Below are 26,065 nucleotides of genomic sequence, written 5' to 3'. Positions count from 1 at the left end.
CTAAAGGCAGGTCGGACGAGGAAGGCACCCGGTGGGGCCGGTTTCGGGCTTTGGCCGGGCTGGGGTTGGCGGAGGTTGATTGTGCGGGGAAGGGCAACGCAGCGCGTCACCTGGCCGTCAGCTGTCCGGGCCGGGCGGCTCGGTGAGGGTGGCGGCCAGCTGCTGGCGGAAGTACAGCGTGTCGAGGAGCTGGTTGATGGGATTGTTGAGGGCAGTTTCTGCCTCGCGCAGCGGGTTGAGCACTTCGGCGCAGCGGGCGTACTGCCCGGGCGGCACCACTAGCTGCATGTGGCGCAGCAGCTGGGTGAGGCGGTAGTGAAACGTGTAGCGCGGCCCCGCGGCGGGCACCGTCAGCGTGTTATCGATGATGCGCAGGGCCTGCTCGGTGAGGGCCGCGGGCCAGGGGCCGGGCAGATTCAGCAGCAGCGGCTCCCAGCGGGCCTCGGGCTGGCTGAGCCGGGGCTGGCGGGGCAGCTGGGCCAGCAGCGTTTCGGCCAGCTCGGCGGGGCTGAGCAGCTCGGCCAGCGCGTCGGCGGGCAGCGGCGGCACGTCGTCGCGCTCCAGCTGCAGCACGAGGTAGGCGCGGGCCCAGTCGGCGGCGCGGTGCAGCTGCAGGGCGTGGCGCCAGGCCGTCAGCAGCAGGGCGGCCCACTCGCCGTCGGCAGCCAGGGTGAGTAGCCGGGTGGGCAGCTGGCCGAAGTGCGCGGCCCAGCGGGCGGGCGGCAGCAGGGCCAGCAGCTGACCCAGCCAGGCGGCTTTTTCGCCGCTGAAGCGGCCGTCTTTCGGCTCGATGCCGTCGGCCTGCCAGGCAGGCACCCAGGCCTCGGGCAGCCCGACTTCCAGGCGGGCGGCGCCCAGCAGCGGCTTTTTCAGGGTGAGCCGGGGAGCGGCGTGCGGCCAGAGGCGGGCCACCAGGGCATTGCTGGGCACGCGCACCAGCAGGCTGGCGGCTTGCTGGCGCACGTCCCTGCTTTTGGAGGCCAGGTAGGGCTCCAGCAGGGCAGCGTCGGCGGCGAGCAGGCCGTCGGGCCGGGCGGCCAGGGTGCCGAGCAATACGGCCTGCTGCCGGGCCGGCTCCTGGGGCAGGGCGGCGGCCAGCAGCGCCCGGGCGCGGGCCGGGTCGCGCGGGAGCAGGCCGAGCAGGTAGTCGCGGCGCTGGGCGGGCGTGCCGGTGTCCCAGGTGGCATCGTCGTCGGTAGTGGCGGCGTACTGCGCGGCCCAGGCGGCGTTCAGGCCCAGCAGCCAGGCCCCGCGCACGCCCAGCACGGCGCTGGTGGCCGCGCGCAGCTCGGGGCGGCCGTGGGCGTAGTCGAGCAGGGACACCAGCAGGCGGTGGGGCACGCGGCGGCCGTGGCGGGCCAGCTCGCGCAGGTAGTCGGGCAGCACCTCGGCGTGGTGGCCGCCGAGCAGCTGGCGCAGCATGTCCTGGCCCTGGGGGCCGAGGGTAGGCTGGGTTTCGGGGCCGGCCGGGGCGGGCGGGGCTTCGGCGGCAGCCGCGGCCTGGTAGCCGGCCCGCTGCAACAAGCCCAGCGCCCCGGCGCTGCGCAGCACCTGGGCTTCGCGGGAGGCGTCGGGCGGGGCGGGCAGCTCGGGCAGCGTGGGCACCGGGGCCCCGCCGCCGTGGCGGGTGCCCAGCAGCGCCAGCTGCAGCAGCTGTTGCCAGTCAGCGGAGGGGTTCATAGCGCGGCGGCAGGGGTGGGGGGCGCGGCGGCGCCGGTGTAGGTGATGGGCAAAAGCGCCCGGCCGTCCCATTCGCCAAATACGGTGATGGGGTAGCCGCCGCTGACGGCCAGCAGCTCCCAGCCCAGCTCGCTGGCGGGGTGCAGGGGCAGCTGCTGGCCGCTGCCGGGGTGGCAGAGCTGCACCGTGCCGTCGGGGCCGGGCCGGGGCACTACGCCGGCCAGGGTAGCGGGCCACTCGCGCAGCCAGGGCAGCTGGCCCAGGGCGGTGGCGTAGGCGTCGAGCAGGGCGGCGGGCGTCAGGCCGGGGTCCAGGATGTCGTCGTGCAGGCCCTCGAACGTCCAGGCGGGGCCCACCACGGCGCGCAGGGCCCGGGCGCCGGGGTAAAAGGCCAGCTCGCCGCGGTACTGCCCCCCGGGCACCAGCGCGGTGCCGAAGGCCTGCCCGCCGAAGGCGTATTCGAGCACCAGGGCGTAGCGGCCGGTGCGCTGCCCCCACAGCCAGCTGCGGCGGGCCAGCAGCCGCTCTTCTTCGCTGGTCACCTGGCCCAGCACCTGCCAGCTGTCGGCCACGGCGGGCTGACGGCCGAGCACGTCTTCCTTCTTCACGCTCACGCCCACCAGCTGCAGCACGTCGGCGCGAAGGGCCCCGGGCAGCTCGTTCAGGCGCCCGAAGGCGGCGGCCAGCAGGTACAGCTCGCCGAGGCGGGCCAGCTGGCGGGCGGGCCAGTCGGGGCCCTGCTGGCGCAGGTCGGGCAGCTCGCGCAGGGCGGCGGCCAGCCCCGGCAGCTGGTCATCCACGAGGCGGGCGGCCTGGTTTTCCCAGAAGCCGGCGGGGCGCTGCTCCGCCTGGGCCAGCCCCGCCCCAATCAAGTCGTGCAGCCAGTGCAGCAGCTCGGCCGCCCCGCGCTGCATGCGCTCCAGCCGGGCCGCACTCACGGCCACCCCCGGCGCCGACGCCGTTGCCGCATCCGGCGCGGGTGCTGCGGCCGGAGCCGCCGGGGCGGCGGCGGGCGCGGCTTTTCTGGCCGGGGCGTGCTGGCGCTTGTCCAGCCACTCCTGCAGCCAGGGCGGCGGGGTGGCGGGCCCGAACAGCTGGGGCTGGCGGGCCAGCAGCAGCAGCAGGGCCGCGCCGTGCTTGCACGGAAACACCCGGCTGGGGCAGGAGCACTTAAACGCCGGCTCCGTCAGGTCGATGCCGGTCTGGTAGGGCTTGGCGCCGCTGCCCTGGCACTCCCCCCAGGCGGCGGCGGCGGTCTGACCCAGGTTCTGCCACTTGGGCGGCGTGGCCAGCTCCAGCCCGCGCTTGAGCGTGCCGGCGTCGGGTACGAGGGCGCGGGCCTGGTCTTCGGTCCACATCAGCATCAAGGAATAGATAGAATGGCTACGGCCGTAGGCGGCGGCAAGATAGCAGCGGCCGGCCACGCCGCCCCCGGCGGCGGGGGCGGCTCAGGCCGAAAAGTCGTAGCCGCAGTGCTGGCAGTGGTAGAGGGTGGTGCCGGCGTAGAACAGGCGCTTGTACCAGGGCCGGGCCCCGGCCGGGGCAGGCCATACGTGGTAGGAGCCGCAGCGCGGGCAGCGTACGGCAGCCCGCTCGGTGCGGCGCTGCTCAAACTCCTCCACGATGGCCTGGGCCGCCGCCACGTCAGCTTCTTCGATGAGCAGGCGGAAGTACAGCCCGTCGCCGAAGGGCAGGGTGGCCGGGCCGTAGTTTTTCACCAGGCTCACGATGGCGGCCTCGTCGTGCAGGCGGTGGTAGAGGCCTACGGCCTCGGCGTACGTCAGGTATTCGGCGGCTACCACGAGCATGAGCGCAAAGGTAGGCGCCGATGGGGCGGGCTGGTACCTGAAGAACAAAGCGGCCGACCCGTAGAGACGCGTATTCGCGTCTCATCGTTGAACGGCACGCGGTGCGGACGACAAAACGCGAATACGCGTCTCTACGACGTTCATGGAACTGCTATCAGGTGCTTTGCTGCGCTCAGGATGACGGGCTGGATACCCGCCCGGCCCCGGCGCCGGCCCTAGCGGCGCTTGGCGCTGCGGCGGGGGGCGCCGTTCAGCTGGCCGCGCAGCTTGGCCACGTAGCCCAGCAGGCCCAGGCTGAGCAGGGCCAGGCCCACGGCCAGCAGCTGGGGCGTGGTGCGGCCCGATTGGGCCTCGTGGGCGGCGGCTTCGGCCTCGCGGAGTTTTTTCTCGCGCTGCTTGTCGCGCAGCTCCAGGTTGGCAATCTGGTTTTCCAGGTCGTAGAACCGCTCCTTGGTGGAGGTCTGGTCGGTCTGGGCCACGGTGGCCTGCTGCACGGCCTGCTGCTTTTCGGCCACGATGCTGGCCTGGCGGCGCAGCTCCCCGGCCTTCAGCGCCTGCACGATTTCGGAATCCTTGCGGATGATGCCCTTCAGCGCGCCGATGACTTCCTCCAGGTCTTTCTTGGAAGGCTTGTTGGCCAGAAAGGCGTTGCGCTGGGCGCTGGCGGCCTCGTATTCTTTGATGAGCTGCTCCCGCTCCCGGATCAGGCCGGGCACCGCGTCGTCGGGCGGCGCGAGCGTTTGGGCAACGGACGGAAAGGCCAGCGTGGCGGCCAGCAGCAGGCAAACGGGGTATTTCATAGCTGGGCAAAAGTACGCAGCCCGGCCGCGCTGGTTGGGTGCCGCGCCAAAATCAGGGGCTTCTGCTGCCCCGCCAGCCCTGCCCACCGCCGCTCAGATGCCCCCCACGAAGCGCCACCGCTCCCCGGCGCCCGACCCGGCCACCAACTTCGTCCCCGGCTACCCGTCCCCCGCCTACCCGCCTGGCCGGCAGCTCTACCCAAGTCAGGTCGAAAAATCCGGCGACGTAGTCGACGCCTCCGACCTGGCATCCGAATGATTCGGACACCTTCCCGACACGTCCGACCCTGCATCCGAATTATTCGGAAACAGGGTCGGACGTGTCAGATACACTGTCGAAAATTTCGACATGAGGGGAGAAGGCGCCGGACACACTGTCGAAAATTTCGACATAGGGGTAGAAGGCGCCGGATATGCTGTCGAAAATTTCGACATAGGGGGATAATGCTTCTCCGCTGCATCCGAATCATTCGGAAACAGGGTCTAGCTATTGCTCACTTTTCTGAGGCCGTCAGCCGCCGGGCCCGGCCCACGCGGGGCTTCTTGTAGAAATGCAGGATGAGGATGGGCAGCAGCGTCAGCTCGGCCACCACGCCGAAGAGCAGCGTCAGGCCGATGAGCAGGCCCACGTAGAACGTGCCGTCGAAGGAGGAGAAAAGCAGGGTGCTGAAGCCGCCGACCAGGATGAGGGAGGTGACGATGACGGCCTTGCCGGCCAGCCGGTAGGTGTGGCGCACGGCCGCTTCCACCGTGGGCTCCTTGCCCAGCATCAGGCGCAGCTTGGTAATGAAGTGAATGGTGTCGTCGACGGCAATGCCGAAGGCAATGGTGAAGATGATGCTGGTGCTGACTTTCATGGGCACCCCGCACAGGCCCATCACCCCGCCCACCACCACGATGGGGAGCAGGTTGGGAATGAGCACCACCGGCACCATGCGGAAGGAGCGGAACAGCGCCAGCACGATAACCGTGACCATCACCACGTCCATCCCGATGCCCAGCAGCATGTCGCGGGTGAGGTTCTGGTTGTTCTTGTCGATGAGCAGGGCCGAGCCGGTCTGGCGGGTGCGCAGCACGCCCGGGTCGGTGTGGGTGCGCAGGAATTGCTGCAGGCCCCGGTTCAGGCGGGCCACCGTGGTGCTGCCCGGGTCGGGCATGCGGCCGGTCAGGCGGCCCTGCCGGGCGTCGTCGAGGGCCAGGGCCCGAAACTCGGGCTTCTTCCGAAACGGGCGCAGCCGCCGCAGCAGGCGCTGCAGCTCGGCCTCGGAGTCGGGCAGACGGTATTCCGCCAGCGCCCCGCCGTTCAGGGCCTTGCGCAGGGACTTGACCACCGTCACCGGCGAGGCCACGAAGCGCAGGCCGTACCGGCTTTGCAGGTACGCTTCGATTTCCTCGGTTTCGCGCAGCACGTCGAGGCTGTAGACGGTGCGCCCGCCCTGCGGAAGCAGGTGCAGCTCGAAGGGGCGCACGCCGGCAAACGCCCGCTCGAAAAAGCGGAAGTCCAATTGTACCGGGTCGTCGTCGGCCAGGTCATCCAGCAGCCGCGACTCAATGCGCACCTGCGACGCGGCCGCGAGGGCGCCCACCACCAGCACCGCTGCCGCCCCCACGATGAGGGCCCGCCGCCGCAGCACCCAGGCCAGCAGGCGCATCAGCGGCCCGTCCCAGCTGCGCCCGGCCCCGAACTTCTGCTGCGGCCGCGGCAGCAGCACCAGCAGGGCCGGCAGCAGCGTGAACGACAGGGCGTAGGCAATGAGCACCGCCAGCCCTGTGTACAGCCCGAAGTTGTGAATGGGCCGGATGTGGCTGGCCGTGAGCGTGAAAAAGCCCAGCGACGTGGTCAGCGCCGACAGCCCCGAGCCGAACATCGACTCCCGCATGCTGATGCGCAGGGCCGGCACCGTGGGGGTGCCTTCCCCCGTCTCCGTCACGTAGCGCGTGAGCAGGTGCACCGAGTCGGCAATGCCCACCACGCACATCATCACCGGCAGCAGGGCGGTCATCAGATCGATACCCGCCCCCGACCACCCCACCAGCGCCAGCCCGCCCACCGTGGCCCCGGCCACCACCGACAGGGGCAGCACCACGCCCCACCAGGCCCGGAACGTGAGCCAGAGCAGCCCCATCACCAGCAGCACCGAAAGCGACACGAACACCGCCATTTCCACCCGCAGCCGGTCCACAAACACCGACTGCGCCACCATCTTGCCCCCGAAGTGAATCTGCTCGTCCCCGACGCCCAGGCGCCGCAGCTCCCCGCGCAGCGCGGCCAGCAGCGTGTCGCCGGGCGGCTTCTTGAGGTCGGGCGTGGTTTGCAGTACCACCGCCACGGCCCGCGCGTCGGGCGCGAAGAGGTTGCCCACCAGCCCGGGCGTGCGGTAGATCAGGGCCGAGTCCCGGGCGCGGCTGGCCGGGTCGCGGCCGAGCTGGTCGAGGTGCAGGTAGGGCACGTTGAACACGCCCAGGCCCTCCACGATGGGGTTGCTGGCCGTGGTGGGCGACACCACCTGGCGCACGTTGCGCTGCCGCTGGGCAAAGCGTGTAAACGCGTCGACGCGGCGGGCAAAATCGGCGTCGAACACGGTGCGGCCGGCCGGGGCCTCCAGGCCCACCAGCACGTAGTCGTTGTCGTTGCCGAAGCGCCGGGCGTAGTCCTGGTAGTAGGCCAGGTCCGGGTCGCCGGTGGGGTAGAAGTCGTTGAAATTGTAGTTGAAGCGCAGGCGCAGCAGGCCGGTGAGGGCCAGCAGGCCCAGCAGGGCCAGGGCGGCCAGGGTGAGCAGGCTGAGGGAGCGGGGTTGGAGCACGGAGGAGCGGAGGCGGGGGAACTAAGCGGGGCCGGCGGCGGTATCGAAGTCGTTGCGTAGATTAGGGCCGGCGCTGAGCCAACCACCCGTTTCTGGCTTTTGTTTCCTTTTCCACTTCTCCATTTTCGCCCCATGAAAAACGCCCTGCTCGCCCTGGCCCTGTTCGCCTTCGTCGGTACCGCCTCCGCCACCGACGGCAAAGACAAAGACAAGAAAGGCGCGAAGAAAGAAAACTGCTCGGCCGAGATGAAAGCCGGTTGCGCTTCGAAAGGTGCCAGCGCCGGCACCCCGTCGTGCTGCATGAAAAAGGGCGCTTCGGCCGCCGTAACCACTCCGGCCGCCGCCCCGAGTGCCGCCCCGGCGGTGAAGTCGCTGTAAGCTCCCGACGGCCAGTCAGTAAAACGGCCCCGTATCCAGCAGGATGCGGGGCCGTTTGCGTGCAGCGCGCTACGCCGCGCGTAGCGTGGCGAGCTACTGCCCTTCCAGCGTTTTGCGCTGGTAGTCGTTGATGACACCCTCGCAGATCCAGTTGGCCAGCGCCTGCCGGTTCTGGGCCAGCACGAAGCGGCGCTGGTCCTTGCTGTTGCGGATGTTGCCCAGCTCGATAAACACGGTGGGCGCGTAGCTGTTGCGCACCACGTAGAGGCTGGTGCGCGGCGTGACGGTGCCCACGTACGGCCGGTTGGGCTGGTAGCGGGCGTAGCGGCGCCGGAACACCTGGTGGATGTTCTTGGCCAGGCGCAGCCCCACGGCGCTGCGCTCGTGGTGGTAGAAAAACACGTCGGTGTTCAGGCCCGCCGAGCGGCTGTCGACGTGGATGGTAATCATGCGCTGGTAGGTTTTCCGGCCGTAGCGCCCGTGCAGGCGGTTGATGGCGTTGGTGTACTGGCGCAGGCGCGCCACGTGGCCCAGCGGAATGGTCAGGTTGGGGTAGGTCAGCTCGTCCGCGTCCATCTTGAGCACGCCCTCGTCGCGGATGCCGTCGTCGGGGTCCTGCACGATCATGTGGACGGTGGCGCCGTGCTCCATCAGCACCCGGGCCAGCCGGATGGTCACGTCGTAGGCGTACTCGTCCTCGGCCAGCTTGGCGTTGCCGTACTGGCCCACCGCGCCCGGGTCGGGCCCGCCGTGGCCCGACATGAGGTAGAACACCGCCCCGCCGAGGGCCTGGTCGCTGGCCGAGGGCCGGCCGTACTTGCCAAAGAGCACGGCGGTGCTCCCGCTGCGGCCCTTCACGGCCTTTACCTTTTCGGCCCGGGCCGCCACCGCTTTGGCCGCGGCGGGCTTTCTGGCCGCCAGCTGGGCCGCCGTCTTGCGCGGCGGCAGGCGGTACGATTTGCCGGCCCGCAGGCTGTTGCGCGGCCCCAGCAGCGGCTTGTTCAGCGCCACAAACTCCCGCTCGTAGTAGCGCGGATTCAGCCCGTGGCGCACCAGCAGCGTCGAAATCACGTCGCCGCGTTTGGGAACCACCTTGCGAAAATGCTGGCTAAAGGCTGCAACCGGAACAAGCAGGAGAAGGAGCAGAAGTATTCGCAAAGCGGCGGGAGAGTCGGGTTTGGAAGAAGGGCCGGGCTGGTAAAGCTAAGTAGCGGAAAAACCAGGGGTAAGGCCGGGGCAGCCGGGGAGAAATTGCACCGGAGGTAAGGCAAGTACCGCAAAAGTAGCGACGGGAGTTGCCGCGGGAAGAATAAAGGCCACAAATCGGGCTTCACACCGAAAGCCGCCCGCAGCCCGGGCGGCTTTTCCTATTTTTGCCGACCACCCCAACTTGACCCGCCGCATGAAGCAGTATCTCGACCTTGTAAAGCACATACTCGATACCGGAACACTCAAGACCGACCGCACCGGCACCTGTACCGTGTCGGTTTTCGGCTACCAGATGCGGTTTGATCTGAGTCAGGGTTTCCCGTTGGTTACCACCAAGAAGGCGCACCTGAAGAGCATCATTCACGAGCTGCTCTGGTTTCTGAAAGGGGATACCAACGTGGCTTACCTGCAGCAGAACGGCGTAAAAATCTGGAACGAGTGGGCCGACGAAAACGGCGACCTGGGCCCCGTTTACGGTTACCAGTGGCGCAGCTGGCCCGACGGCCACGGCGGCCACATCGACCAGATCAGCCAGATTCTGCAGCAGCTGAAAAATCAGCCGGATTCGCGCCGCATGGTGGTGTCGGCCTGGAATGTGGCCGACTTGCCAGCCATGAAGCTGCCCGCCTGCCACGCCCTGTTTCAGTTCTACGTGGCCGACGGCAAGCTCTCCTGCCAGCTGTACCAGCGCAGCGCCGACGTGTTTCTCGGCGTGCCCTTCAACATTGCCAGCTACGCCCTGCTTACGCTGATGGTGGCCCAGGTAACGGGCCTGCAGCCCGGTGAATTCATCTGGACCGGCGGCGACACCCACCTGTACTCCAACCACCTGGAGCAGGCGCGGGAGCAGCTCAGCCGCGCCCCGCGCCCGCTGCCGCAGATGCGCCTGAACCCGGCCGTCACCGACCTGTTCGGCTTCCAGTACGATGATTTCAAGCTGGAAAACTACGACCCGTGGCCGGCCATCAAGGCTCCGGTAGCCGTGTAAGCCGCCCGAGCCAGCGGGCTTTTGTACCAGACGAGCCCCCGGCCAGCGCTTTTAGCCGCTGTCGGGGGCTCGCCTGTTGATGATTGGTACTTTGTTAATAAAGTTAATTCTGTTCTGGTGGGAGAGCTAATGTGAAGGATTGGAAAAAAGCAAACAACTATTCCTGCTAGAATGGCTTTTCAGGCTTGCTGATGCCTGTTTGCGGGAGCTAGAATCATATTTTTATCTGATGACTGCATCATTTGGGTGGCTTGTGCCGTTGTAGGATAAATTTTGGAACATAAACGCGGCTGGTATGATGGCGACTCCAGAAAAAGGCTCGATCTTTGCACCGGGGAAATTAAACCTGTCCGCCAGAATACAATCAATCGGCGCAGACTCCGCCAACGCCGTGAACCTCACTACGCCACACCTGTTTTCTGACCCCGTTCCGCTGCCCCGCCGTCACCGGGTGCTTATTGCTTTGTACGCGCTGGAGCTGGGCCGCCAGTCCCGCGCCGAAATCCTGACCGCCAACGACGTGACCGAAGCCGACCTGGCGGAATTCCAGGCCGACTGGCTGCGCATTCGCCGGCGGCGGCGCGCCTCGGCTGCCTAAGCGGCTTCCCAGCGCCGCAGCGCCTCCAGCAGCGGATGAGCCGCGGCCAGCGGCGTTTCGCCAATGCTGGCCAGGGGCCGAATCCCGGCGACGTTGGCCGTAAAAACCGCTTCGGCCGCCAGCACCGCCTCGGCCGGAAACAACCCCACGTGACAGGGCAGGCTACGCTGCTGCGCCACCCGCAGCAGGTGGGCCCGCCGCACCCCGGCCACGCACCCGCTTTCCAGCGCGGGCGTATACAGTGCCCCGTCCTGCAGCCAGAACACCGCCGCCGCCACCGCCTCGGCCACGTGGCCCTGCCCGTCGAGCAGCAGCAACTCATCGAAGCCGCGGGCGGCGCGCTCCTGCGCGGCCAGCACGTAATGCAGCGCGTACGGCCCCTTGCAGAACGACACCGGCGAAAAGTGGGTGCGGATGCTGCCGGCAAAAGCCGCGCGGGCCGCCGTGGCGGGCCCGGCCTCGAACGGAGCCGCCACGGCCAGCCAGTGCGCGGCCGCCGTGCCGGGGGTATACAGACCGCCGCCGCCGCGCCAGAGCTGCAGCCGCAGGCGGCACGCAGCGGCCAGGCCGCTGGCTTCGGCTAGGTGCCGCAGTGCCTGCTCCAGGCCCGCGGGCGTGCTCAGGGCCGCGGGCAGGTGCAGGTGCAGGGTGGTAGCCGCCCAGCGCATGCGGGCCGCGTGGTCGGCGGCGTAGCGCAGCTGGCCGTTGATGAGCACCAGCGTTTCAAAAAAGCCGTCGTTGAACTGCAGGCCGCGGTTGGGCAGCGGCAGGGCGAGGTCGGCGGCCGGAAGCAGCGCGCCGTCGAGCAAAACCAGGGACATAGACCGGCAAAATAGTCCGCCCGGCCCACAAGCCACGAAAAAAGGATGAGCCGGGGGCTCATCCTTTTGCGGGAAGCGGCCCGGCGGGGCGCTTACTGCACGCTGACGCGGCGCGTCACCGCGCCCTGGGCTTACTGCACGCTGACGCGGCGCGTCACCGCGCCCTGGGCGTAATGCACGCGCAGCAGGTACTGGCCGGTCGGCAGCCCGTCGACGGCCACCGTGGCGTCGTCGGCCGCGCTGCCCAGCGCCTGCTGGCGCACCGGGCGCCCGAGCACGTCGAGCAGCTCCAGCGTCTGGGCGCGGGCGCCCGGGTCGAGGCGCACGTGCAGGGTGGTGCGGGCGGGCACGGGCCAGGCCTGGGTGCGGTCGGCCACGGCCTGGGGCAGGGCGGCGTGCAGCACGTTCGGGGCCGATATGCGGGCCAGGGCCATGGCCGGCTGGCCGCTCAGGCCGGTGAAGAAACCGCCGGCCATGATGCCGCCATCGGCCTGCACCAGCAGGGTGCGCACGATGCTGTTGGGCACGGCCGTGGCGAGGTAGCTGGCATCGGCCGTGCCGTCGGCGTTCAGCCGCGTCAGGTTCGCCGACAGGTTGGGGGCGCTAAACGAGCCGCCGAGCAGCACCCGGTTGTTGGGCTGCAACGCCAGGGCCGAAACGGCCCCGTTGAACGTTGCCGGGACGAAGCCGGCGTCCAGCGTGCCGTCGGCGTTCAGGCGCGCCACGTTGCCGCGGGCCGCGCCGCCCACCGCGCCGAACGCGCCGGCCAGCAGCAATTTGCCGTCGGGCTGCAGCACCAGGTTGGTGGCCCGGAAGGTCGACGAATTGACGTTGCCGGCGCTGGTAATGGGCAGCGAGGTGTAGGTGGCGTCGACGGCGCCGGTGGCGCTCAGGCGCAGCACCCGCGACACGGCGCTGCCGCTGGCCGGGCGCACGTACGCCGCCACCAGCAGCTTGCCGTCGGGCTGCAGGGCCATCGAGTGAAACTGACTGATGGAGTTGGCGCCGGTAGTGGCCGGCACGAAGGTGTTGTCGTGGGTGCCGGCCGCGGTGAGGCGCAGCAGGTAGGGGGCCGACTGGCCGTTGTAGCTCAGGTGAGTGCCGCCCACCAGCACCTTGCCGTCGGGCTGGAGCAGCAGGCGGTTCGGAGTGCCCACGAAGGTGCCCGCGGTGAAGCCGTTGTCGGGGCTGCCGCTGGCCAGGAAGCGGCGCACCTGCGCGCCGGCCGCGGCCAGCACCTTGCCGTCGGGCTGCAGGGCCAGGTCGTTCACCACGACGCCCAGGCCGCCGGTGTTGGTGCTGAAGGCGGCGTCGAGCGAGCCGTCGGCGTTGAAGCGGGCGAGGCGGCGCGCCACCTGCCCGTTGATTTCGGAGAAGGTGCCACCCACCACGTACTTGCCGTCGGCCTGCCGGGCCAGGGCGTTGACGCCGCCGTTGGTCTGGATTTTGGGCAGGAAGCTCGCGTCGACGGCGCCCGTGCTGGTGAGCTGCACCAGGGTGCGGTCCGTCGTGCCGTTGAATTCGGTGAACGAGCCCATGACCAGGCTCTTGCCGCTGGCCAGCAGGGTAATGGAGTTGATAAACCCGATGGGGTTGGTGCCCGACTGGTAGCTGGCGTCCACGGTGCCGTCGGCGTTCAGGCGCACCACGGGCGCGCGGGTGGGGCCGGAGTTGATGACCAGGATCTTGCCGTCGGGCTGCACCTGCATGCCGTCCCCGTAAATGGTGTTCGGGTAGAGCTGCGTCGGAATGGTGAAGCTGTTGTCGATGGAGCCGTCGGCGTTCAGGCGCATCAAACCCGCGTTGGCTTGGAGCGTGCCGCTGATGAGGATTTTGCCGTCGGGCTGCACCACGATGTTGATGACTTCCAGGGCCGTGACGGACCGGGAAAACGTGGCATCGAAGCTGCCGTCGGCGTTCAGGCGGGCCAGGCCCTGGCAGGGGTTGCCGTTGTAGCTGGTGAAAAAGCCGCCGATGAGCAGCTTGCCCGAAGGCAGCGCCACCACCGTGCGCACGACGGCGTTGGCGCCGGTGCCGGGGTTGAACGTCGGGTCGAGGGCGCCGGTGCTGGTCAGGCCCACGATGTAGTTGGCCACCGCGCCGTCGAAGTGGTCGAACGGGCCCACCGCCACCACCTTGCCGTTGGGCAACGACACGGCATCGTCGAGGTACATGTGCGTGCCCTGCTCCTCCGGCCCGGTGCCGGCATCGAAGCTGGCATCGGCCGTGCCGTCGGCGTTCAGGCGCACCAGGTCCTGGCGCGTGATGCCGCCGGCCGTGGTGGCCCCGCCGAGGCCGATGAGCAGGATTTGCCCGTTGCTGAGCAGGTGCATGCGCTGCATGAGGGTCGACGGGCCCACGTTTTGCAGAAACGGCGTGTCGAGCGTGCCGTCGGGGTTGAAGCGCACCACCCGGGAGGAAACCGGCGTGCCGTCGATGCGCACGAACGAGCCCGCCACCACCCGTTTCCCGTCGGGCTGCTCCAGGGTCGCCGTGGTCGTACCGGGGGCGTACACGCTGGGCGCGGCGAAGGACGGGTCGAAGCCCTGCGCCGCGGCGGGCCGGGCGGCCAGCACGGCCAGGCTCAGGACGGCGGTAAATAGTCGAACTGTTTTCATGGACGATAAAAAAGGAGGAATGAAAAGGGAAAAATGCAAGGCGTCAACGCCGTCGAAATACACGTTGGTATACCGGAGCCACAGCTCGGCCGGGCTGCGGGGCAGCGCGCACCGGTAGAGCCAGTGGTCGGATAAGCGGAGCGTGCTTATTATCAGTGTAATGCCGCCGCGGCGGCCACGCGGTGGCGGGCAGGCCCCGTCCCCAGCTTAGAGCAGCGCAAATTTCTTGCCGGGCAGGGCCCGCACCACGCCCCGGAACTCCAGCCCCAGCAGCAGCGTCGAGACCTGGTTGATGGGCAGCTGGGCCTGCCAGCTCAGCTCGTCGATCTGCTTTTCCTTGTGGGCCAGCAGGATTTCCAGCAGGCGGAACTCCTCGGGCGTGAAGTCGGCCGGGCTGAGGCCCGCGGGCACGGCGGCGGGCTGCAGGGCGCCGTCCCAGTTGAGCAGCTGCTCCACGTCCTGCGGGCCGGTGTAGATGGCGGCGCGCTGGGTGCGAATCAGGTGGTTGCAGCCCTCAGACGCGGGCTGATCGAGTCGGCCGGGCACGGCCAGCACCTCGCGGTTATAGTCCTGGGCCAGCTCGGCGGTGATGAGCGCTCCGCCTTTTTTAGCGGCTTCCACCACCACCGTGGCGTCGGTCAGGCCGGCAATGATGCGGTTGCGCGCCGGGAAGTTGTACTTGTCGGGCGGGGTGCCGAAGGTGAATTCGGTGAGCAAACCGCCGCCCTGCTCCAGCATCTTTTCGGCCGTGCGGCGGTGGGCGTGGGGGTAAATCGAGTCCAATCCGGTGGCCATGACGCCCACCGTGGGCAGGTTTTCCTGCAGGGCCGCCCGGTGCGCCACGATGTCGATGCCGTAGGCCAGCCCGCTGACGATGAGCGGCTGGTAGGGCGCCACGCCTTTGACGAGCTTTTCCGTCTGCTCGCGGCCGTAGTCGGTGGCCTGGCGCGTGCCCACCACGGCCAGGGTGCGCGGGTTGTTCAGCTCGGCCGTGCCCTGGTAGTAGAGCAGCACCGGCGCGTCGGGCACGGGGCGCAGGCGGGCGGGGTAGTCGGGGCGGGTGTAGTAGAGCAGGCGGGCGCCGTCTTTCTCGGCCCGGCGCAGCACCTGCTCGGCCTGGCGCAGGGCGGGCGTGGCGCTGCGCAGCACCTGCGCCAGCGCGGGGCCCACGCCGGGCACTTTCAGCAGCTGGTTGGGGCCGGCGTTGAGCACGTTCTGGGCCGAGCCCAGGTAACCGATCAGCTGACGCGTGACCAGCGGGCCGATGCCGGGCAGCAGCGTGAGGGCAACTTCCGAGAGGAGGGAAGTGGTAGTGTCGGATGCGGGGGCCGGCTGCGCGTCAGCGGCAGATGAGAATAACGGCACGGGAATGCGTGGTTAATTGTCCTAAAAGTCGGAAAAGGGCGGGAGTCGATAGGTGGTAAATATAGAAACAGGTTCGGCTTTGCCCGGGCAAGGGCCGGAAGCTAGAAACGCCGCGCCAGGGAATGGTTGGGCGGCCGGCCGTTGCGGCGCGGGTTGCCTTCGACGCCCACGGCCAAGCCGTTGGCGAAGAACACGCTGCCGTGGCTCAGCCGGGTGATGGTGTAGGTAGTAACGCCGCAGGCCGTCAGGGCGGTGACGTGGCGCAGGCGGGTGGGCGCGAGCCGGGCCGCCCCGCTGAAGACCAGGCAACTGTCGCCGGGGCGCAGCAGGCGGGTGGGGCCGGTGGCGTAGCGGGCGGTGGTCAGGGCGGGCGCCAGCGACGCCCAGCCCGCGTGCTGCACCCAGAACGGGTGGTCGGCCGTGGCCGTCACGGTGCGGCCATCGGCAAACGCGAGCAGCCGCAGCGAGTCGTGCACGACGGTGGCCAGGGCTGCTACCTGCGCGGTGTCGAGGGTGGCGGTGGCCGGGTTCCAGCCCAGCACGCTCTGGCCCACGCGCAGCTCGCTGATGGGGCAGGTGGCGCCGCCGGGCAGGCTGATGCGGGTATCGGCCGGGAAGCAGCGGCCGCACCCGTGAACGAGGCGCTGCTTAACCAGCCGGAAGGGCAGCACTTTCTCCAGCGTCCGCCCAATAGGTTTGGTACGCCGGTTTACCCAGCGGCCAAATGTTCCCGGTGGCCGCGCCGCTCCTGCCATTACAGTACGCTGGCGCGCGGCCACCACCGATTGCTCGTGCGGGAAAGCCCCGGTGACCAGCAACATGTTCAGCGCTACGGGTATCAGCCACGCCCTCATAGCCTCAAGTTGGAGTACGTTTTATTATAGCCGGTACTGCCGCCAGGCGGTAGGGGTTACTGCTCGTTCGCGGAACCGGCGCTGGCCTGCTTGCCGGCCACGTCCAGCTCCTTGCGCAGCTGCACCAGGAAGTTGCGCACCTTTTCCAGCGAGTGAATTACGTCGACTTTCTCCTTGAGCTGGGGACCACGTTGCTTCATCAGGTCGCGGGCGCCGGGGATGGTGTAGCCGCGCTCCTTTACCAGGTGGTAGATGGTGCGGAACGTCTCGATGTCCTGCGGGGAGTAGAGGCGGTTGCCCTTCTTGCTCTTGCGCGGCTTCAGGTCGTCGAACTCGGTTTCCCAGAAGCGGATCAGCGACGGGGCCACGTCGAACTGCGCGGCCACCTCGCCGATGGTGTAGTACTGCTTCTCGATGTCGCGCTCTTTGTAGGGCATGGACTGGTAGTAGGTAGTGGGTAGTGGGTATTAGGATAAAAAGGCTGGGTGGTGGGGCGCGAAACAATGTCCCACGACCTATTACCCAATACCTAATACCTTTCTACCTTTGCCGGAAGTGCTTTCCGGGGCCGCAGCGGCGGCTTCGGAAGCCGAAAAGTAGCCAAAAACCGGCGGCGCCCAAGTTAGCCGCGCCGCTCCTTCTAAAGATACCAACCGAAAGACGCGAAGTGAAATTTCGCGCTACGCCGCTCATGTCGCTCCCATCCGCCAATCAAGTCCGCCAGCAGTTCCTCGACTTCTTCGCTTCCAAGGGCCACCACATCGTGCCCTCGGCTCCCATCGTGGTGAAGGACGACCCGACGCTGATGTTCATCAACTCGGGCATGGCCCCGTTCAAGGACTACTTTCTGGGCAACAAGCCCGCCCCCTACAAGCGCATTGCCGACACGCAGAAGTGCCTGCGCGTGTCGGGCAAGCACAACGACCTGGAGGAGGTAGGCTACGACACCTACCACCACACCATGTTCGAGATGCTGGGCAACTGGTCGTTCGGGGACTATTTCAAGACCGACGCCATTGCCTGGGCCTGGGAGCTGCTGACCGACGTGTTCAAGCTGCCCAAGGACCGCCTGTACGTGACCTACTTTGAGGGCGACCAGGCCGACGGCACCGCCGCCGACACCGAGACCCAGCAGCTGTGGCGGCAGTACACCTCGGATGACCGCATTCTGCCCGGCAACAAGAAGGACAACTTCTGGGAAATGGGCGACACCGGTCCCTGCGGCCCCTGCACCGAAATCCACGTGGATTTGCGCAGCGAGGAGGAGCGGGCCCAGAAGCCCGGCGCCGAGCTGGTGAATGCCGACCACCCGCAGGTGGTGGAAATCTGGAACAACGTGTTCATGGAGTTTGAGCGCCGCGCCGACAAGTCGCTCATCAAGCTGCCGCAGCAGAACGTGGACACCGGCATGGGCTTCGAGCGCCTGATGATGGCCGTGTCGGGCGTGAAGTCCAACTACGACACCGACGTGTTCCAGCCGCTGATTCAGTTCATTGCCCGGGAAGCCGGCGTGCAGTACCACGGCACGGCCCCGGCCACGGTGAACACCCCGCCGGCCACCGAAAACGAGAAAACCGACATTGCGGTGCGCGTCATTGCCGACCACATCCGCACCATCGCCTTCACCATTGCCGACGGGCAGCTGCCCTCCAATGTAAAGGCCGGCTACGTCATCCGCCGCATCCTGCGCCGGGCCGTGCGCTACGCCTTCTCGTCTTTGAATCAGAAGCAGCCCTTCCTCTACAAGATCGTGCCCGTGCTGGCCGACCACATGAAGAGCATCTTCCCCGAGCTGAAAGCCCAGGAGAAGTTCGTGACGCGCGTCATCGAGGAGGAGGAAATTGCCTTCCTGCGCACCCTCGAAAACGGCCTGCGCCGCTTCGATGCCCTGGAAGAAGGCTTCCGCCAGCACGGCGGCCACGTCGACGGCAAGTCGGCGTTTGAGCTGTCGGACACCTTCGGCTTTCCCTTCGACCTGACGGCCCTGCTGGCCCGCGAAAAGGGGCTGACGGTGAGCGAGGAGGAGTTTAAAAAGGAGCTGGAGCAGCAGAAGGCCCGCTCGCGCAACGCCTCCGAACAGGAGCAGAGCGACTGGACCATCGTGGAGCCCTCGCAGGAGCAGCCGCGCTTCGTGGGCTACGACGCCACCACGGCCGAGGCGCGCATCCTGCGCTACCGCGCCGTGACGCAGAAGGGCAAAACCGAGTACCACGTCGTGCTCGACCAGACGCCGTTCTACGCCGAGTCGGGCGGGCAGGTGGGCGACACGGGCTACCTGCTCACGCCGCTGGCCAAGGTGCGCGTCATCGACACCCGCAAGGAAAACGACCTGATCGTGCATACCACGCTGGATTTGCCCCAGGACATCGACGCCCCGGTGACGGCCCAGGTGGACGAGGCCCGGCGCCAGCAGATTCGCAAAAACCACTCGGCTACCCACCTCATGCACGCGGCCCTGCGCCAGGTGCTCGGTACGCACGTCGCCCAGCGCGGCTCCCTCGTGAACGAAAAGCTGCTGCGCTTCGACTTCTCGCACTTCAGCAAGGTGACCGAGGCCCAGCTGCGCGAGGTGGAGCAGATTGTCAACCAGCGCATCCGCCAGCAGATTCCGCTGGGCGAGGAGCGCAGCGTGCCGCTGCAGGTGGCCAAGGAGCGCGGCGCTACGGCTTTGTTCGGCGAGAAGTACGCCGACGTGGTGCGCGTCATCACCTTCGATGCCGACTACTCGGTGGAGCTGTGCGGCGGCATTCACGCCCCCAACACCGGCGAAATCGGCTTTTTCCGGATTGTGAGCGAGTCGGCCGTGGGCGCTGGGGTGCGCCGCATCGAAGCCGTGACGGCCGAGCTGGCCGAGCAGTACGTGGACGAGCAGATGGACCTGCTGGCCCAGGTGCGCGAGCTGCTGGGCAACCCCCAGCACCTGACCACCACCATCCAGAAGCTCTCGGAGGAAACCGCCGCCCTGCGCAAGCAGCTGGAGCAGGCCGAGCAGCAGCAGCTCGGGCAGCTCAAGGACCAGCTGGCCGCCCAGGTGAAGCCGCTCGGGGGCGTGAACTTCCTGGCTGCCAAAGTACCTGCCCGCTCGGCCGACGCGCTCAAAACGCTGGCTTTCGGGCTGCGGCAGGTGACGGAAAACCTGGTGCTGGTGCTCGGCGCCGACGTCGACGGCAAGCCCCAGCTGGCGGTAATGCTCGACGACGAGCTGGCCAAAGGCGGCAAGCTCAATGCCTCGCAGCTGGTGCGCGAGCTGGCCAAGGAAATCCAGGGCGGCGGCGGCGGGCAGCCGTTCTTCGCCACGGCCGGCGGCAAGAACGCCGCTGGGCTCGATGCCGCCATCGGCAAGGCCGAAGGGCTGGTGAGCGGGCTGCTGGGGTAAGTATCGGGCTGAAAGTCAATTCAAGCGCAACGGCGGCTCCGGGCAATTCCGGGGCCGCCGTTCTTTGTTTCTGGCCGCCAAGTCGGGCTAAAGTTGGTTGTGGTGTGCTATTTTTACTCAAACGATTCCGTAGATGAAAATAGCATTACTCGTTGCCGGTGGGCTGGTGGGCGCGGCGCCGGCCTGGGCCCAGGCACCCCAAGGCTGCATCAAAGATTCCCTCGTGAGCTTCTACGACACCGATCTGCTGGAAGCGAAGCCGGCCAATGCCTACTACACCCAGGTGAAACTGCCCGCCCGGGCCGGGGCGTCCGCGCTGACGCAGATATTCTTTCCCGACGGCCGCCTGTACTCCGAAGTCAGCTACCGCAGCCCCGACCGGCGCGTGGTGCAGGGCCCGGTGCGCACCTGGTACCCCGACGGGCAGCCCCGGCTGGAGTACCGCTCCGACGACGGGAAAATCGACGGCTACCTGCGCACCTACTACCCCGACGGCCAGCTGAAGCGCAACGACCTCTACGACCACGGCCGGCTGATCAAGGGCCAGTACTTCACGCCCGAGGGCCAGCTGGTGGAGCCCCACGTGGCGTTTCGGCAGGAGCCGGCGTTTCCGGGCGGCAATCCGGCTTTGGTCGCCTACCTGCAGGCCCACCTCACGTACCCCACGTCCCTGACCGACGTGGGCGACGGGCAGGTGCTGGTGGGCTTCACCGTGACGGCCCGCGGCGACGTGACGGACGTGCGCGTGCAATCCGGCATCAGCCCCGAGCTGGACGCGGCCGCCCTGGCCGCCGTGCGCACCCTGCCCGCCTTCGAGCCCGGCCGCGTCGACGGGGAGCGGGTGCCCATGGCCATGCTGGTGCCCATCACCTTCAAGGCGCCCGGCGTCATCAAGGCCCTGCGCCAGCTGGGGCTGTAGCGGGCCGATTGGTTTAATTCCGCGTACTTTCCGGCCGTACTCCCAATTCCGCCCGCTGCATGTATCTGCTGATTCCGCTGCTCCTGCTCGCCTTGCTGCTTTTTCTCTCCTTTGTCGTGGTGCAGCAGGGCACCGTGGCGGTCATCACCATTTTCGGCAAGTACCAGCGCATCATGCGGCCGGGGCTGAACTTCAAGATTCCCTTCATCGAGTTCGTCTACAAGCGCATCAGCATTCAGAACCGCTCCCTGGAGCTGCAGTTCCAGGCCATTACCTCCGACCAGGCCAACGTGAACTTCAAGGCCATGCTGGTGTACGCGGTGCTCAACCACGAGGAAGAGGCCATCAAGAACGTGGCCTTTAAGTTCGTGGACGAGATGAGTCTGATGCAGGCGCTGGTGCGCACCGTGGAGGGCAGCATCCGCACCTTCGTGGCCACCCAGCGCCAGGCGGCCGTGCTCAGCTTGCGCGGCGAAATCGTGGCCCACGTAAAGGAGCAGCTCGACGCGACGCTGGAATCGTGGGGCTACCACCTGATCGATCTGCAGCTCAACGACATCACCTTCGACGAGGAAATTATCCGCTCCATGGCCAAGGTGGTGGCCTCCAGCAACCTGCGTGCCGCCGCCGAAAACGAGGGCCAGGCCCTGCTCATCACCAAAACCAAGGCCGCCGAGGCCGAGGGCAACGCCATCAAGATTGCGGCCGAAGCCGAGAAAGTGGCCGCCCAGCTGCGCGGTCAGGGCGTGGCCCTGTTCCGGGAGGAAGTCACCAAGGGTATGGCCCACGCCGTGCAGGAGCTGACGGAAAACAACCTGGACCCCTCGCTGGTGTACTTTTCGATGTGGACCGAGGCCATCAAGCACTTCGCCGAACAGGGCAAGGGCAACGTGATTTTCCTCGACGGCTCCAATGAGGGCATGCAGAAAAGCATTCAGCAGCTGATGGCCATGCAGCAGCTGCCCGCCGCCGGCGGGCCCGGCGGTTCGCCGCCGGTTCGCCGCTCCTGAACCGGCCGCCAACGGCCGGCCCGACTGCCCGCGCCCGCGCTTCCGCCCAACGGAAGCGCGGGCGCTGCGTTTAATGGGGGTGCCCACCCGCCGCCCCATCCGCCTATGGCCCTACGCTCGACTCTCCGCCTGCCGCTTCTGACCTGCCTGGCCGCCCTGCCGCTGGCCGCCCGCGCCCAAACCGCCCCCGTGCCCGACCTGCCGGTCGTGGCCGTGCTCGACGAGCTGCAGGACCAGCGCGCCGGCCTGCGCTACTACGACGCGGCCGGCGCCCCGCTGCCCGCGGCCGCGGGCGCCGCCAGCTACGAAGTGCTGCAACGCCTCGACAGCGCCGGCATCAGCTGGCGCGTGCGCCGCTACGACATGGCCTCGCGCCGGCCGCTGCTGGCGTTGGGCTTCGGCGGGGCGCTGCCCTGGGGCGTGCCCGAGGGCCCGAGCCGGCAGTGGTACCCCTCGGGGCAGCTGCGCGAGCAGGCCAGCTACCGCAAGGGCATGGCCGAGGGCCGCCTGCAGACTTATTACCCCAACGGCGAGACGCGCCGCCTCGTCGACTACTACAAGCAGAAAGCGGTGCGGGCCGAGTGCTATACCGCCACCGGCGACGCGGCCGAGTGCCCGCCCTACCACACCTTCGCCCAGCCCACCAGCGGCAGCCCCGACGTGCAGCAGCAGCTCAGCCAGGACTACCCGCAGTACCTGCCCGCCGACTACGCCCGGCCGGGCAAGGGCATCGTGTACTTCGCGTTTTACGTCGACACGCTGGGCCGGGCCACCGCCCCGCGCATCCTGCGCGGCGACGACGAGGCGCTGAACGCGGCCGTGCTGGAGGCCATTCGGCACCTGCCGCGCTTCGAGCCGGCCCGCCTGGAAGGCCGCCTCGCGCCCGATCCGATTGAGGGCTTCGTGCTCTACAGCCCCGCCGTGGCCAAGCGCCGCAAGCCCTGAGCGAACAAGCGTCGTCTGGTGGTAGCGGGCGGCCTGTGTATCTTGCCCGCATGGCTACTCTACAAGTTCAACGCCGCGCCGCCCTGGCCGGCGCGGCCGGGCTGGCCCTCGGGCTGAGCAGCGCGGCCACCGCGCAGGTGAAAGTGGTGACCCGCCTCGACCAGCTCGAGGGCCAGCGCGTGGCCCTGCGCTACCTCGACCGCAACCTGGTGCCGCTGCCCTCGGCCGCGGGCGCCTACGCCTACGACATCCTGCGCCGGGCCGACAGCCTCGGGGTGCGCTGGCGCGTGCGCCGCTTTACCGTGCAGGGCCACCAGCAGCTGCTCGATGCGGGCTACGCGGGCGAGCTGCCCGGCCAGGTGCCCCACGCCCGGGTGCGCGAGTGGTACCCCGGCGGGCAGCTGCGCGAGGACGTGAGCTACCGCCTCGGCAAGCCCGACGGCCCCATGAAAACCTACTACCCCTCGGGCAAGCTGCGCCGCGACCAGCAAAACCGGGCCGGCGCGGTGGTCAGGAGCGAGTGTTTCGGGCCCGATGGGCAGGCGCTGGACGTGTGCCCCGGCTACCGCAGCAGCGCCAAGCTGGCCGGCAAGGGTGCCGGGCAGGCCGCGGTGTTTCAGAGCCTGCAGAAGCAGTTTGCGCAGTTCGTGCCCAAATCCTACGCCCGCGCCACCGACGCCGTGGTCCACGTCGCGTTTCAGGTCGACAGCCTGGGCTACGTGCAGGACGCGCGCGTGCTGGCCTCCGACGACGAGCAGCTGAACGCGGCTGCACTGGAGGCCGTGCGCAAGCTGCCGCGCCTGGCCCCGGCCACCGCCGAAGACCAGCCGGTGAGCAGCGTGCTGGAGGGGGACTTTTTCTACTACCCCGCGCGGCGCACGGCAGCCAAAGACGAATAGGCAAGTGGCACACCGCCGGGGCATAGCCGGGAAGCAGCGCTTGACTACGTCGATCTGCGGTTCGCGCTACTTCCCGGCTACGCCCCGCCGGGCCCAAACCGGCCCGGCGCGCGTAAAAAAAGCGCGGGGGTTTCTAACTTGCAGCTTCGACGGCCGCGCCGCTGCGGTGCCCGTCGCTTATTCCCCTTATGGACGACACGATCAAAGCCAAATACCAGCCCGTCATCGGGCTGGAAGTGCACGCGCAGCTGCTCACGCGCAGCAAAATGTACTCCGCGGATGAAAATGAGTACGGCGCCCTGCCCAACTCCAACCTTTCCGTCATCACCCTGGGACACCCCGGCACTTTGCCGCGCGTGAACCGCACGGCCGTGGAGTACGCCATCAAGATGGGCCTGGCCACCAACTGCCAGATTACGCGCGACAACCTGTTTGCGCGCAAAAACTACTTCTACCCCGACCTGCCCAAGGGCTACCAGATAACCCAGGACAAAACCCCGCTCTGCACCAAGGGCCACGTCGACATTCGCCTGGCCGACGGCACGGTGAAGCCCGTGGGCATCACCCGCATCCACATGGAGGAGGACGCGGGCAAGTCGATGCACCTGGCCGGGGAAACCGAGACGCTGGTCGATTTGAACCGCGCCGGGGTGCCGCTCATTGAAATCGTGTCGGAGCCTGACATCCGCGACGCCGACGAAGCCTACGCCTACCTCTCGGAAATCAAGAAGCTGGTGCAGTACCTCGACATCTGCGACGGCAATATGGAGGAAGGCTCGCTGCGCTGCGACGCCAACATTTCGGTGATGCTGCGCGGGGCCGCAAAGTTCGGCACCAAGGTGGAGGTGAAGAACATGAACTCCTTCCGCAACGTGCAGCGCGCCATCGAGCACGAAATCGAGCGGCAGATTGCCCTGCTGGAAGCCGGGGAGGAAGTCATCAGCCAGACCCGCGGCTTCGACGCCACCACCGGCACCACCCAGGCCCAGCGCACCAAGGAAACGATGAACGACTACCGGTACTTCCCGGAGCCGGACCTGCCCCCGGTCATCGTCGACGACGCCTGGCTGCACCGGGTGCAGAGCGAGCTGCCGGCCCTGCCGCAGCAGCTCTACGCCCGCTTCACCGGCGAGCTGGGCCTCTCCGACTACGACGCGAACGTGCTCACGGCCGAGAAGGAAATTGCCCTGTTCTTCGACGAGCTGACGCGCCGGACCCCGAACGCCAAGGCCGCCGCCAACTGGATGTCGGGCCCGGTGAAGTCGTTTTTGAACGAGCGCGCCCTCACCATCGCCGAATTCCCGCTCACGGCTCAGCACCTGGCCGACATCATCGGCCTCATCGACGCGGGCCACCTCAACCACTCGGTAGCCTCCAAGCAGCTGTACCCGCACCTGCTGGAGCACCCGGGGCAGTCGGCGGCGGAAGCGGCCGACCAGCTGGGGCTGCTGCAGCAGGCCGATTCCGGCGAGCTGGAGGCCCTGGTGCAGCAGGTCATCGACGCCAACCCGGCCAAGGTGGCCGAGTACCGCGCCGGCAAGAAAAACCTGCTGGGCATGTTCATGGGCGACCTGATGAAGCTCACCAAGGGCAAGGCCGACCCCAAGCTCTCCAACCAGCTGCTGCGCGACAAGCTGGAGCAGGCCTAACACCGAGCCTTCGGAACAGAGAAAAAGCCCCGGCTGCCGCGCGCAGCCGGGGCTTTTGGTTTGGCGCCGCCGGCGCAACGAGCCCCACCCACCCATACCAAGCCCCGCCTTCGGGCGTTGGAAGCACCATGCGAACCGCGAAACACCTGGCCGTATTGGGCCTGCTGGGCCTGTTGCTGCCGGCCTGTGGCCGCTGGCCCGGGCACCCGGCTCGCGCTGGCTACCAGCTGCGCGGGCAGCTGAGCGGCTTTCGGCCGGGCAGCCAGGTGTACCTCAGTGCCTACGATTCGGTGCGGGGCGAGGTGCAGCTCGACTCGGCCCGGCTGCGGCCGTCCGGTCGCTTTACGCTGCGCGGGCAGCTGCCGCAGCCGGATTTTTACGCGCTGGAGGGCACCATGGCCGACGCCGCCGACCAGCTGCCCGAGCCCATTGCCAGTGTTCCGTTGGCCAACGGCCAGCAGCTGCGGCTGCGCAACAGCGCGGCGCTGCAGCAGACCGGCCAGACGGTGACCGAAGTAACCGGCTCCCCGGACGCGTACTGGTGGCAGCTGTTCGTGGGGTGCTACCAGTTCGCGGAAGTCAACAATTCGTACGGGGAGGTAACTGTATGGGACGCGGGGGAACGGGCCACTCCCCGCTGCGCCGCGCTGGCCCTGCGCCGCTACCTGGCGTGGTTTGCCGCCCCGCAGGCGCAGCGGCCGCGCCTGCCGCGCCAAGCCGGCCCCGCCCGCCAGGGCCCCGGGCGCTTCTCGTTCGTGGCCGCGCAGCTGGCTACCCTGGTGCTGCCCGAACCGCAGTGGCACCCGCTGGCCGACTCGGTGGGCCGGCTGGCCGACCAGTACCTGCCCGCCGCCCGCGCCACCCGGCAGCTGCGCTTGTGGCTGCAGCCCGTGCGGCGCACCGCCGTGGGCCAGCCGGCCCCGGCGGTGGTGCTGCCCGATTCGGCCGGCCGGCTGCACCGCCTGGCCGACTGGCGCGGTCAGTACGTGCTGCTGGCGCTGTGGCAGCCCGACTACGAACGGCCCGACAACGGGGCGTTTGCGCAGATCCGGACCCTGCACGCGCAGTTTGGCAGCCGGGGGCTGCGCTGCGTCAACATTGCCGAAGGCGGCACCCGGCCCGAGTGGCTGTGGACCCTGCGGCAGGCCGCCCTGCCCGGGCTGAGCCTGCTCGACGCCCAGCCCGGCGGGCAAAGCGAAATCTACCGCAGCTACGTGAACTACGCCCGGCTCCAAGAGCAGCCGGTGCTCGTGCTCATCGGCCCCGACGGCCGCATCCTGGCCCGAGGCCTGCAGGGCTGGGCCCTGGGCCAGAAAATAGCGGAGTACATTCCCCTCGACTAAG

At 68.3% G+C, this 26,065-nt stretch carries 22 protein-coding genes; 11 read left to right on the top strand and 11 right to left on the bottom strand.

Going from position 1 to position 26,065, the window contains the following annotated elements:
- Nucleotides 1–117 precede the first annotated feature (117 nt).
- The 4 genes from DLM85_RS04745 to DLM85_RS04725 all read right to left on the bottom strand — a co-directional run bounded on the left by DLM85_RS04745 (nucleotide 118) and on the right by DLM85_RS04725 (nucleotide 4,288).
- Nucleotides 118–1,680 (bottom strand): DUF5691 domain-containing protein, encoded by a 1,563-nt coding sequence (locus DLM85_RS04745; protein ID WP_111476895.1) that lies wholly within the window; start codon nucleotides 1,678–1,680, stop codon nucleotides 118–120.
- Entirely contained in the window at nucleotides 1,677–3,038 is a 1,362-nt protein-coding gene (locus tag DLM85_RS04740; RefSeq protein WP_165822007.1) for an SWIM zinc finger family protein, read from the bottom strand. Before DLM85_RS04740 ends, DLM85_RS04745 begins: the two co-directional genes overlap by 4 nt.
- Nucleotides 3,039–3,128: 90 nt before the next feature.
- A complete protein-coding gene (locus DLM85_RS04730) occupies nucleotides 3,129–3,488 on the bottom strand; it encodes a hypothetical protein (protein ID WP_111476892.1) in 360 nt (119 codons plus the stop codon).
- A gap of 215 nt (nucleotides 3,489–3,703) precedes the next feature.
- Complete coding sequence (locus tag DLM85_RS04725; RefSeq protein ID WP_111476891.1) at nucleotides 3,704–4,288, bottom strand: hypothetical protein; 585 nt, start codon at nucleotides 4,286–4,288, stop codon at nucleotides 3,704–3,706.
- A gap of 97 nt (nucleotides 4,289–4,385) precedes the next feature.
- On the opposite strand from DLM85_RS04725, the gene DLM85_RS25340 reads away from it, so the two are divergent.
- Nucleotides 4,386–4,547, top strand: a complete 162-nt coding sequence (locus DLM85_RS25340; RefSeq protein WP_165822006.1) for a hypothetical protein — start codon at nucleotides 4,386–4,388, stop codon at nucleotides 4,545–4,547.
- Between the two features lie 235 nt (nucleotides 4,548–4,782).
- On the opposite strand, the gene DLM85_RS26165 is transcribed toward DLM85_RS25340, so the two are convergent.
- On the bottom strand, nucleotides 4,783–7,092 hold the full coding sequence (locus DLM85_RS26165) for an efflux RND transporter permease subunit (protein ID WP_111476890.1): 2,310 nt from the start codon (nucleotides 7,090–7,092) through the stop codon (nucleotides 4,783–4,785).
- 132 nt (nucleotides 7,093–7,224) lie between these two features.
- On the opposite strand from DLM85_RS26165, the gene DLM85_RS04715 reads away from it, so the two are divergent.
- Complete coding sequence (locus tag DLM85_RS04715) at nucleotides 7,225–7,470, top strand: hypothetical protein (protein WP_111476889.1); 246 nt, start codon at nucleotides 7,225–7,227, stop codon at nucleotides 7,468–7,470.
- Between the two features lie 93 nt (nucleotides 7,471–7,563).
- Here the strand turns inward: DLM85_RS04715 and DLM85_RS04710 are convergent, their stop codons facing one another.
- Nucleotides 7,564–8,562, bottom strand: a complete 999-nt coding sequence (locus DLM85_RS04710) for an N-acetylmuramoyl-L-alanine amidase family protein (protein WP_243635862.1) — start codon at nucleotides 8,560–8,562, stop codon at nucleotides 7,564–7,566.
- Nucleotides 8,563–8,872: 310 nt separating this feature from the next.
- Here DLM85_RS04710 and DLM85_RS04705 point away from each other — a divergent pair, with 310 nt between their 5' ends.
- On the top strand, nucleotides 8,873–9,667 hold the full coding sequence (locus DLM85_RS04705; RefSeq protein ID WP_111477503.1) for a thymidylate synthase: 795 nt from the start codon (nucleotides 8,873–8,875) through the stop codon (nucleotides 9,665–9,667).
- Between the two features lie 451 nt (nucleotides 9,668–10,118).
- Nucleotides 10,119–10,265 (top strand): hypothetical protein, encoded by a 147-nt coding sequence (locus tag DLM85_RS25335; RefSeq protein ID WP_165822005.1) that lies wholly within the window; start codon nucleotides 10,119–10,121, stop codon nucleotides 10,263–10,265.
- On the opposite strand, the gene DLM85_RS04700 is transcribed toward DLM85_RS25335, so the two are convergent.
- The 5 genes from DLM85_RS04700 to DLM85_RS04680 form a co-directional block, all read right to left on the bottom strand.
- Nucleotides 10,262–11,086 carry an aminotransferase class IV gene (locus tag DLM85_RS04700; RefSeq protein ID WP_111476888.1) on the bottom strand — a complete coding sequence of 275 codons (825 nt, stop codon included), beginning with the start codon at nucleotides 11,084–11,086 and terminating at the stop codon, nucleotides 10,262–10,264. The genes DLM85_RS25335 and DLM85_RS04700 overlap by 4 nt on opposite strands.
- A 131-nt stretch (nucleotides 11,087–11,217) precedes the next feature.
- Nucleotides 11,218–13,704 carry a T9SS type A sorting domain-containing protein gene (locus DLM85_RS04695; RefSeq protein WP_111476887.1) on the bottom strand — a complete coding sequence of 829 codons (2,487 nt, stop codon included), beginning with the start codon at nucleotides 13,702–13,704 and terminating at the stop codon, nucleotides 11,218–11,220.
- 207 nt (nucleotides 13,705–13,911) lie between these two features.
- Entirely contained in the window at nucleotides 13,912–15,069 is a 1,158-nt protein-coding gene (dprA, locus tag DLM85_RS04690; RefSeq protein WP_341537755.1) for a DNA-processing protein DprA, read from the bottom strand.
- A gap of 101 nt (nucleotides 15,070–15,170) precedes the next feature.
- Nucleotides 15,171–15,890 carry an AXH domain-containing protein gene (locus DLM85_RS04685; protein WP_207890953.1) on the bottom strand — a complete coding sequence of 240 codons (720 nt, stop codon included), beginning with the start codon at nucleotides 15,888–15,890 and terminating at the stop codon, nucleotides 15,171–15,173.
- Between the two features lie 89 nt (nucleotides 15,891–15,979).
- Nucleotides 15,980–16,360 (bottom strand): MerR family transcriptional regulator, encoded by a 381-nt coding sequence (locus tag DLM85_RS04680; protein WP_111476885.1) that lies wholly within the window; start codon nucleotides 16,358–16,360, stop codon nucleotides 15,980–15,982.
- A gap of 254 nt (nucleotides 16,361–16,614) precedes the next feature.
- On the opposite strand from DLM85_RS04680, the gene alaS reads away from it, so the two are divergent.
- From alaS to DLM85_RS04645, 7 genes are all read left to right on the top strand, one after another.
- Entirely contained in the window at nucleotides 16,615–19,299 is a 2,685-nt protein-coding gene (gene alaS / locus DLM85_RS04675) for an alanine--tRNA ligase (protein ID WP_111476884.1), read from the top strand.
- A 133-nt stretch (nucleotides 19,300–19,432) separates the two neighbouring features.
- A complete protein-coding gene (locus tag DLM85_RS04670; protein WP_111476883.1) occupies nucleotides 19,433–20,218 on the top strand; it encodes an energy transducer TonB in 786 nt (261 codons plus the stop codon).
- A 59-nt stretch (nucleotides 20,219–20,277) separates the two neighbouring features.
- Entirely contained in the window at nucleotides 20,278–21,228 is a 951-nt protein-coding gene (locus DLM85_RS04665) for an SPFH domain-containing protein (RefSeq protein WP_111476882.1), read from the top strand.
- A 105-nt stretch (nucleotides 21,229–21,333) separates the two neighbouring features.
- A complete protein-coding gene (locus DLM85_RS04660; RefSeq protein ID WP_111476881.1) occupies nucleotides 21,334–22,173 on the top strand; it encodes a toxin-antitoxin system YwqK family antitoxin in 840 nt (279 codons plus the stop codon).
- A gap of 50 nt (nucleotides 22,174–22,223) precedes the next feature.
- Nucleotides 22,224–23,072 (top strand): energy transducer TonB family protein, encoded by an 849-nt coding sequence (locus DLM85_RS04655; protein ID WP_111476880.1) that lies wholly within the window; start codon nucleotides 22,224–22,226, stop codon nucleotides 23,070–23,072.
- A gap of 188 nt (nucleotides 23,073–23,260) precedes the next feature.
- Nucleotides 23,261–24,721, top strand: a complete 1,461-nt coding sequence (gatB, locus tag DLM85_RS04650) for an Asp-tRNA(Asn)/Glu-tRNA(Gln) amidotransferase subunit GatB (protein ID WP_111476879.1) — start codon at nucleotides 23,261–23,263, stop codon at nucleotides 24,719–24,721.
- 128 nt (nucleotides 24,722–24,849) lie between these two features.
- A complete protein-coding gene (locus DLM85_RS04645) occupies nucleotides 24,850–26,064 on the top strand; it encodes a redoxin domain-containing protein (RefSeq protein ID WP_111476878.1) in 1,215 nt (404 codons plus the stop codon).
- Nucleotide 26,065 lies beyond the last annotated feature (1 nt).

It is taken from the genome of Hymenobacter edaphi, assembly GCF_003258365.1.
Lineage (GTDB): Bacteria > Bacteroidota > Bacteroidia > Cytophagales > Hymenobacteraceae > Solirubrum > Solirubrum edaphi.
This window is presented reverse-complemented; position numbering and strand designations above follow the sequence as displayed.

What these genes read in the sequence shown, in the direction of transcription:
- DLM85_RS04745 (WP_111476895.1), bottom strand. Translation starts at nt 1,680, where the DNA reads ATGAACCCCTCCGCTGACTGGCAACAGCTGCTGCAGCTGGCGCTGCTG.
- DLM85_RS04740 (WP_165822007.1), bottom strand. Translation starts at nt 3,038, where the DNA reads ATGTGGACCGAAGACCAGGCCCGCGCCCTCGTACCCGACGCCGGCACG.
- DLM85_RS04730 (WP_111476892.1), bottom strand. Translation starts at nt 3,488, where the DNA reads ATGCTCGTGGTAGCCGCCGAATACCTGACGTACGCCGAGGCCGTAGGC.
- DLM85_RS04725 (WP_111476891.1), bottom strand. Translation starts at nt 4,288, where the DNA reads ATGAAATACCCCGTTTGCCTGCTGCTGGCCGCCACGCTGGCCTTTCCG.
- DLM85_RS25340 (WP_165822006.1), top strand. Translation starts at nt 4,386, where the DNA reads ATGCCCCCCACGAAGCGCCACCGCTCCCCGGCGCCCGACCCGGCCACC.
- DLM85_RS04715 (WP_111476889.1), top strand. Translation starts at nt 7,225, where the DNA reads ATGAAAAACGCCCTGCTCGCCCTGGCCCTGTTCGCCTTCGTCGGTACC.
- DLM85_RS04705 (WP_111477503.1), top strand. Translation starts at nt 8,873, where the DNA reads ATGAAGCAGTATCTCGACCTTGTAAAGCACATACTCGATACCGGAACA.
- DLM85_RS04700 (WP_111476888.1), bottom strand. Translation starts at nt 11,086, where the DNA reads ATGTCCCTGGTTTTGCTCGACGGCGCGCTGCTTCCGGCCGCCGACCTC.
- DLM85_RS04695 (WP_111476887.1), bottom strand. Translation starts at nt 13,704, where the DNA reads ATGAAAACAGTTCGACTATTTACCGCCGTCCTGAGCCTGGCCGTGCTG.
- DLM85_RS04685 (WP_207890953.1), bottom strand. Translation starts at nt 15,890, where the DNA reads ATGTTGCTGGTCACCGGGGCTTTCCCGCACGAGCAATCGGTGGTGGCC.
- DLM85_RS04680 (WP_111476885.1), bottom strand. Translation starts at nt 16,360, where the DNA reads ATGCCCTACAAAGAGCGCGACATCGAGAAGCAGTACTACACCATCGGC.
- alaS (WP_111476884.1), top strand. Translation starts at nt 16,615, where the DNA reads ATGTCGCTCCCATCCGCCAATCAAGTCCGCCAGCAGTTCCTCGACTTC.
- DLM85_RS04670 (WP_111476883.1), top strand. Translation starts at nt 19,433, where the DNA reads ATGAAAATAGCATTACTCGTTGCCGGTGGGCTGGTGGGCGCGGCGCCG.
- DLM85_RS04665 (WP_111476882.1), top strand. Translation starts at nt 20,278, where the DNA reads ATGTATCTGCTGATTCCGCTGCTCCTGCTCGCCTTGCTGCTTTTTCTC.
- DLM85_RS04660 (WP_111476881.1), top strand. Translation starts at nt 21,334, where the DNA reads ATGGCCCTACGCTCGACTCTCCGCCTGCCGCTTCTGACCTGCCTGGCC.
- DLM85_RS04655 (WP_111476880.1), top strand. Translation starts at nt 22,224, where the DNA reads ATGGCTACTCTACAAGTTCAACGCCGCGCCGCCCTGGCCGGCGCGGCC.
- gatB (WP_111476879.1), top strand. Translation starts at nt 23,261, where the DNA reads ATGGACGACACGATCAAAGCCAAATACCAGCCCGTCATCGGGCTGGAA.
- DLM85_RS04645 (WP_111476878.1), top strand. Translation starts at nt 24,850, where the DNA reads ATGCGAACCGCGAAACACCTGGCCGTATTGGGCCTGCTGGGCCTGTTG.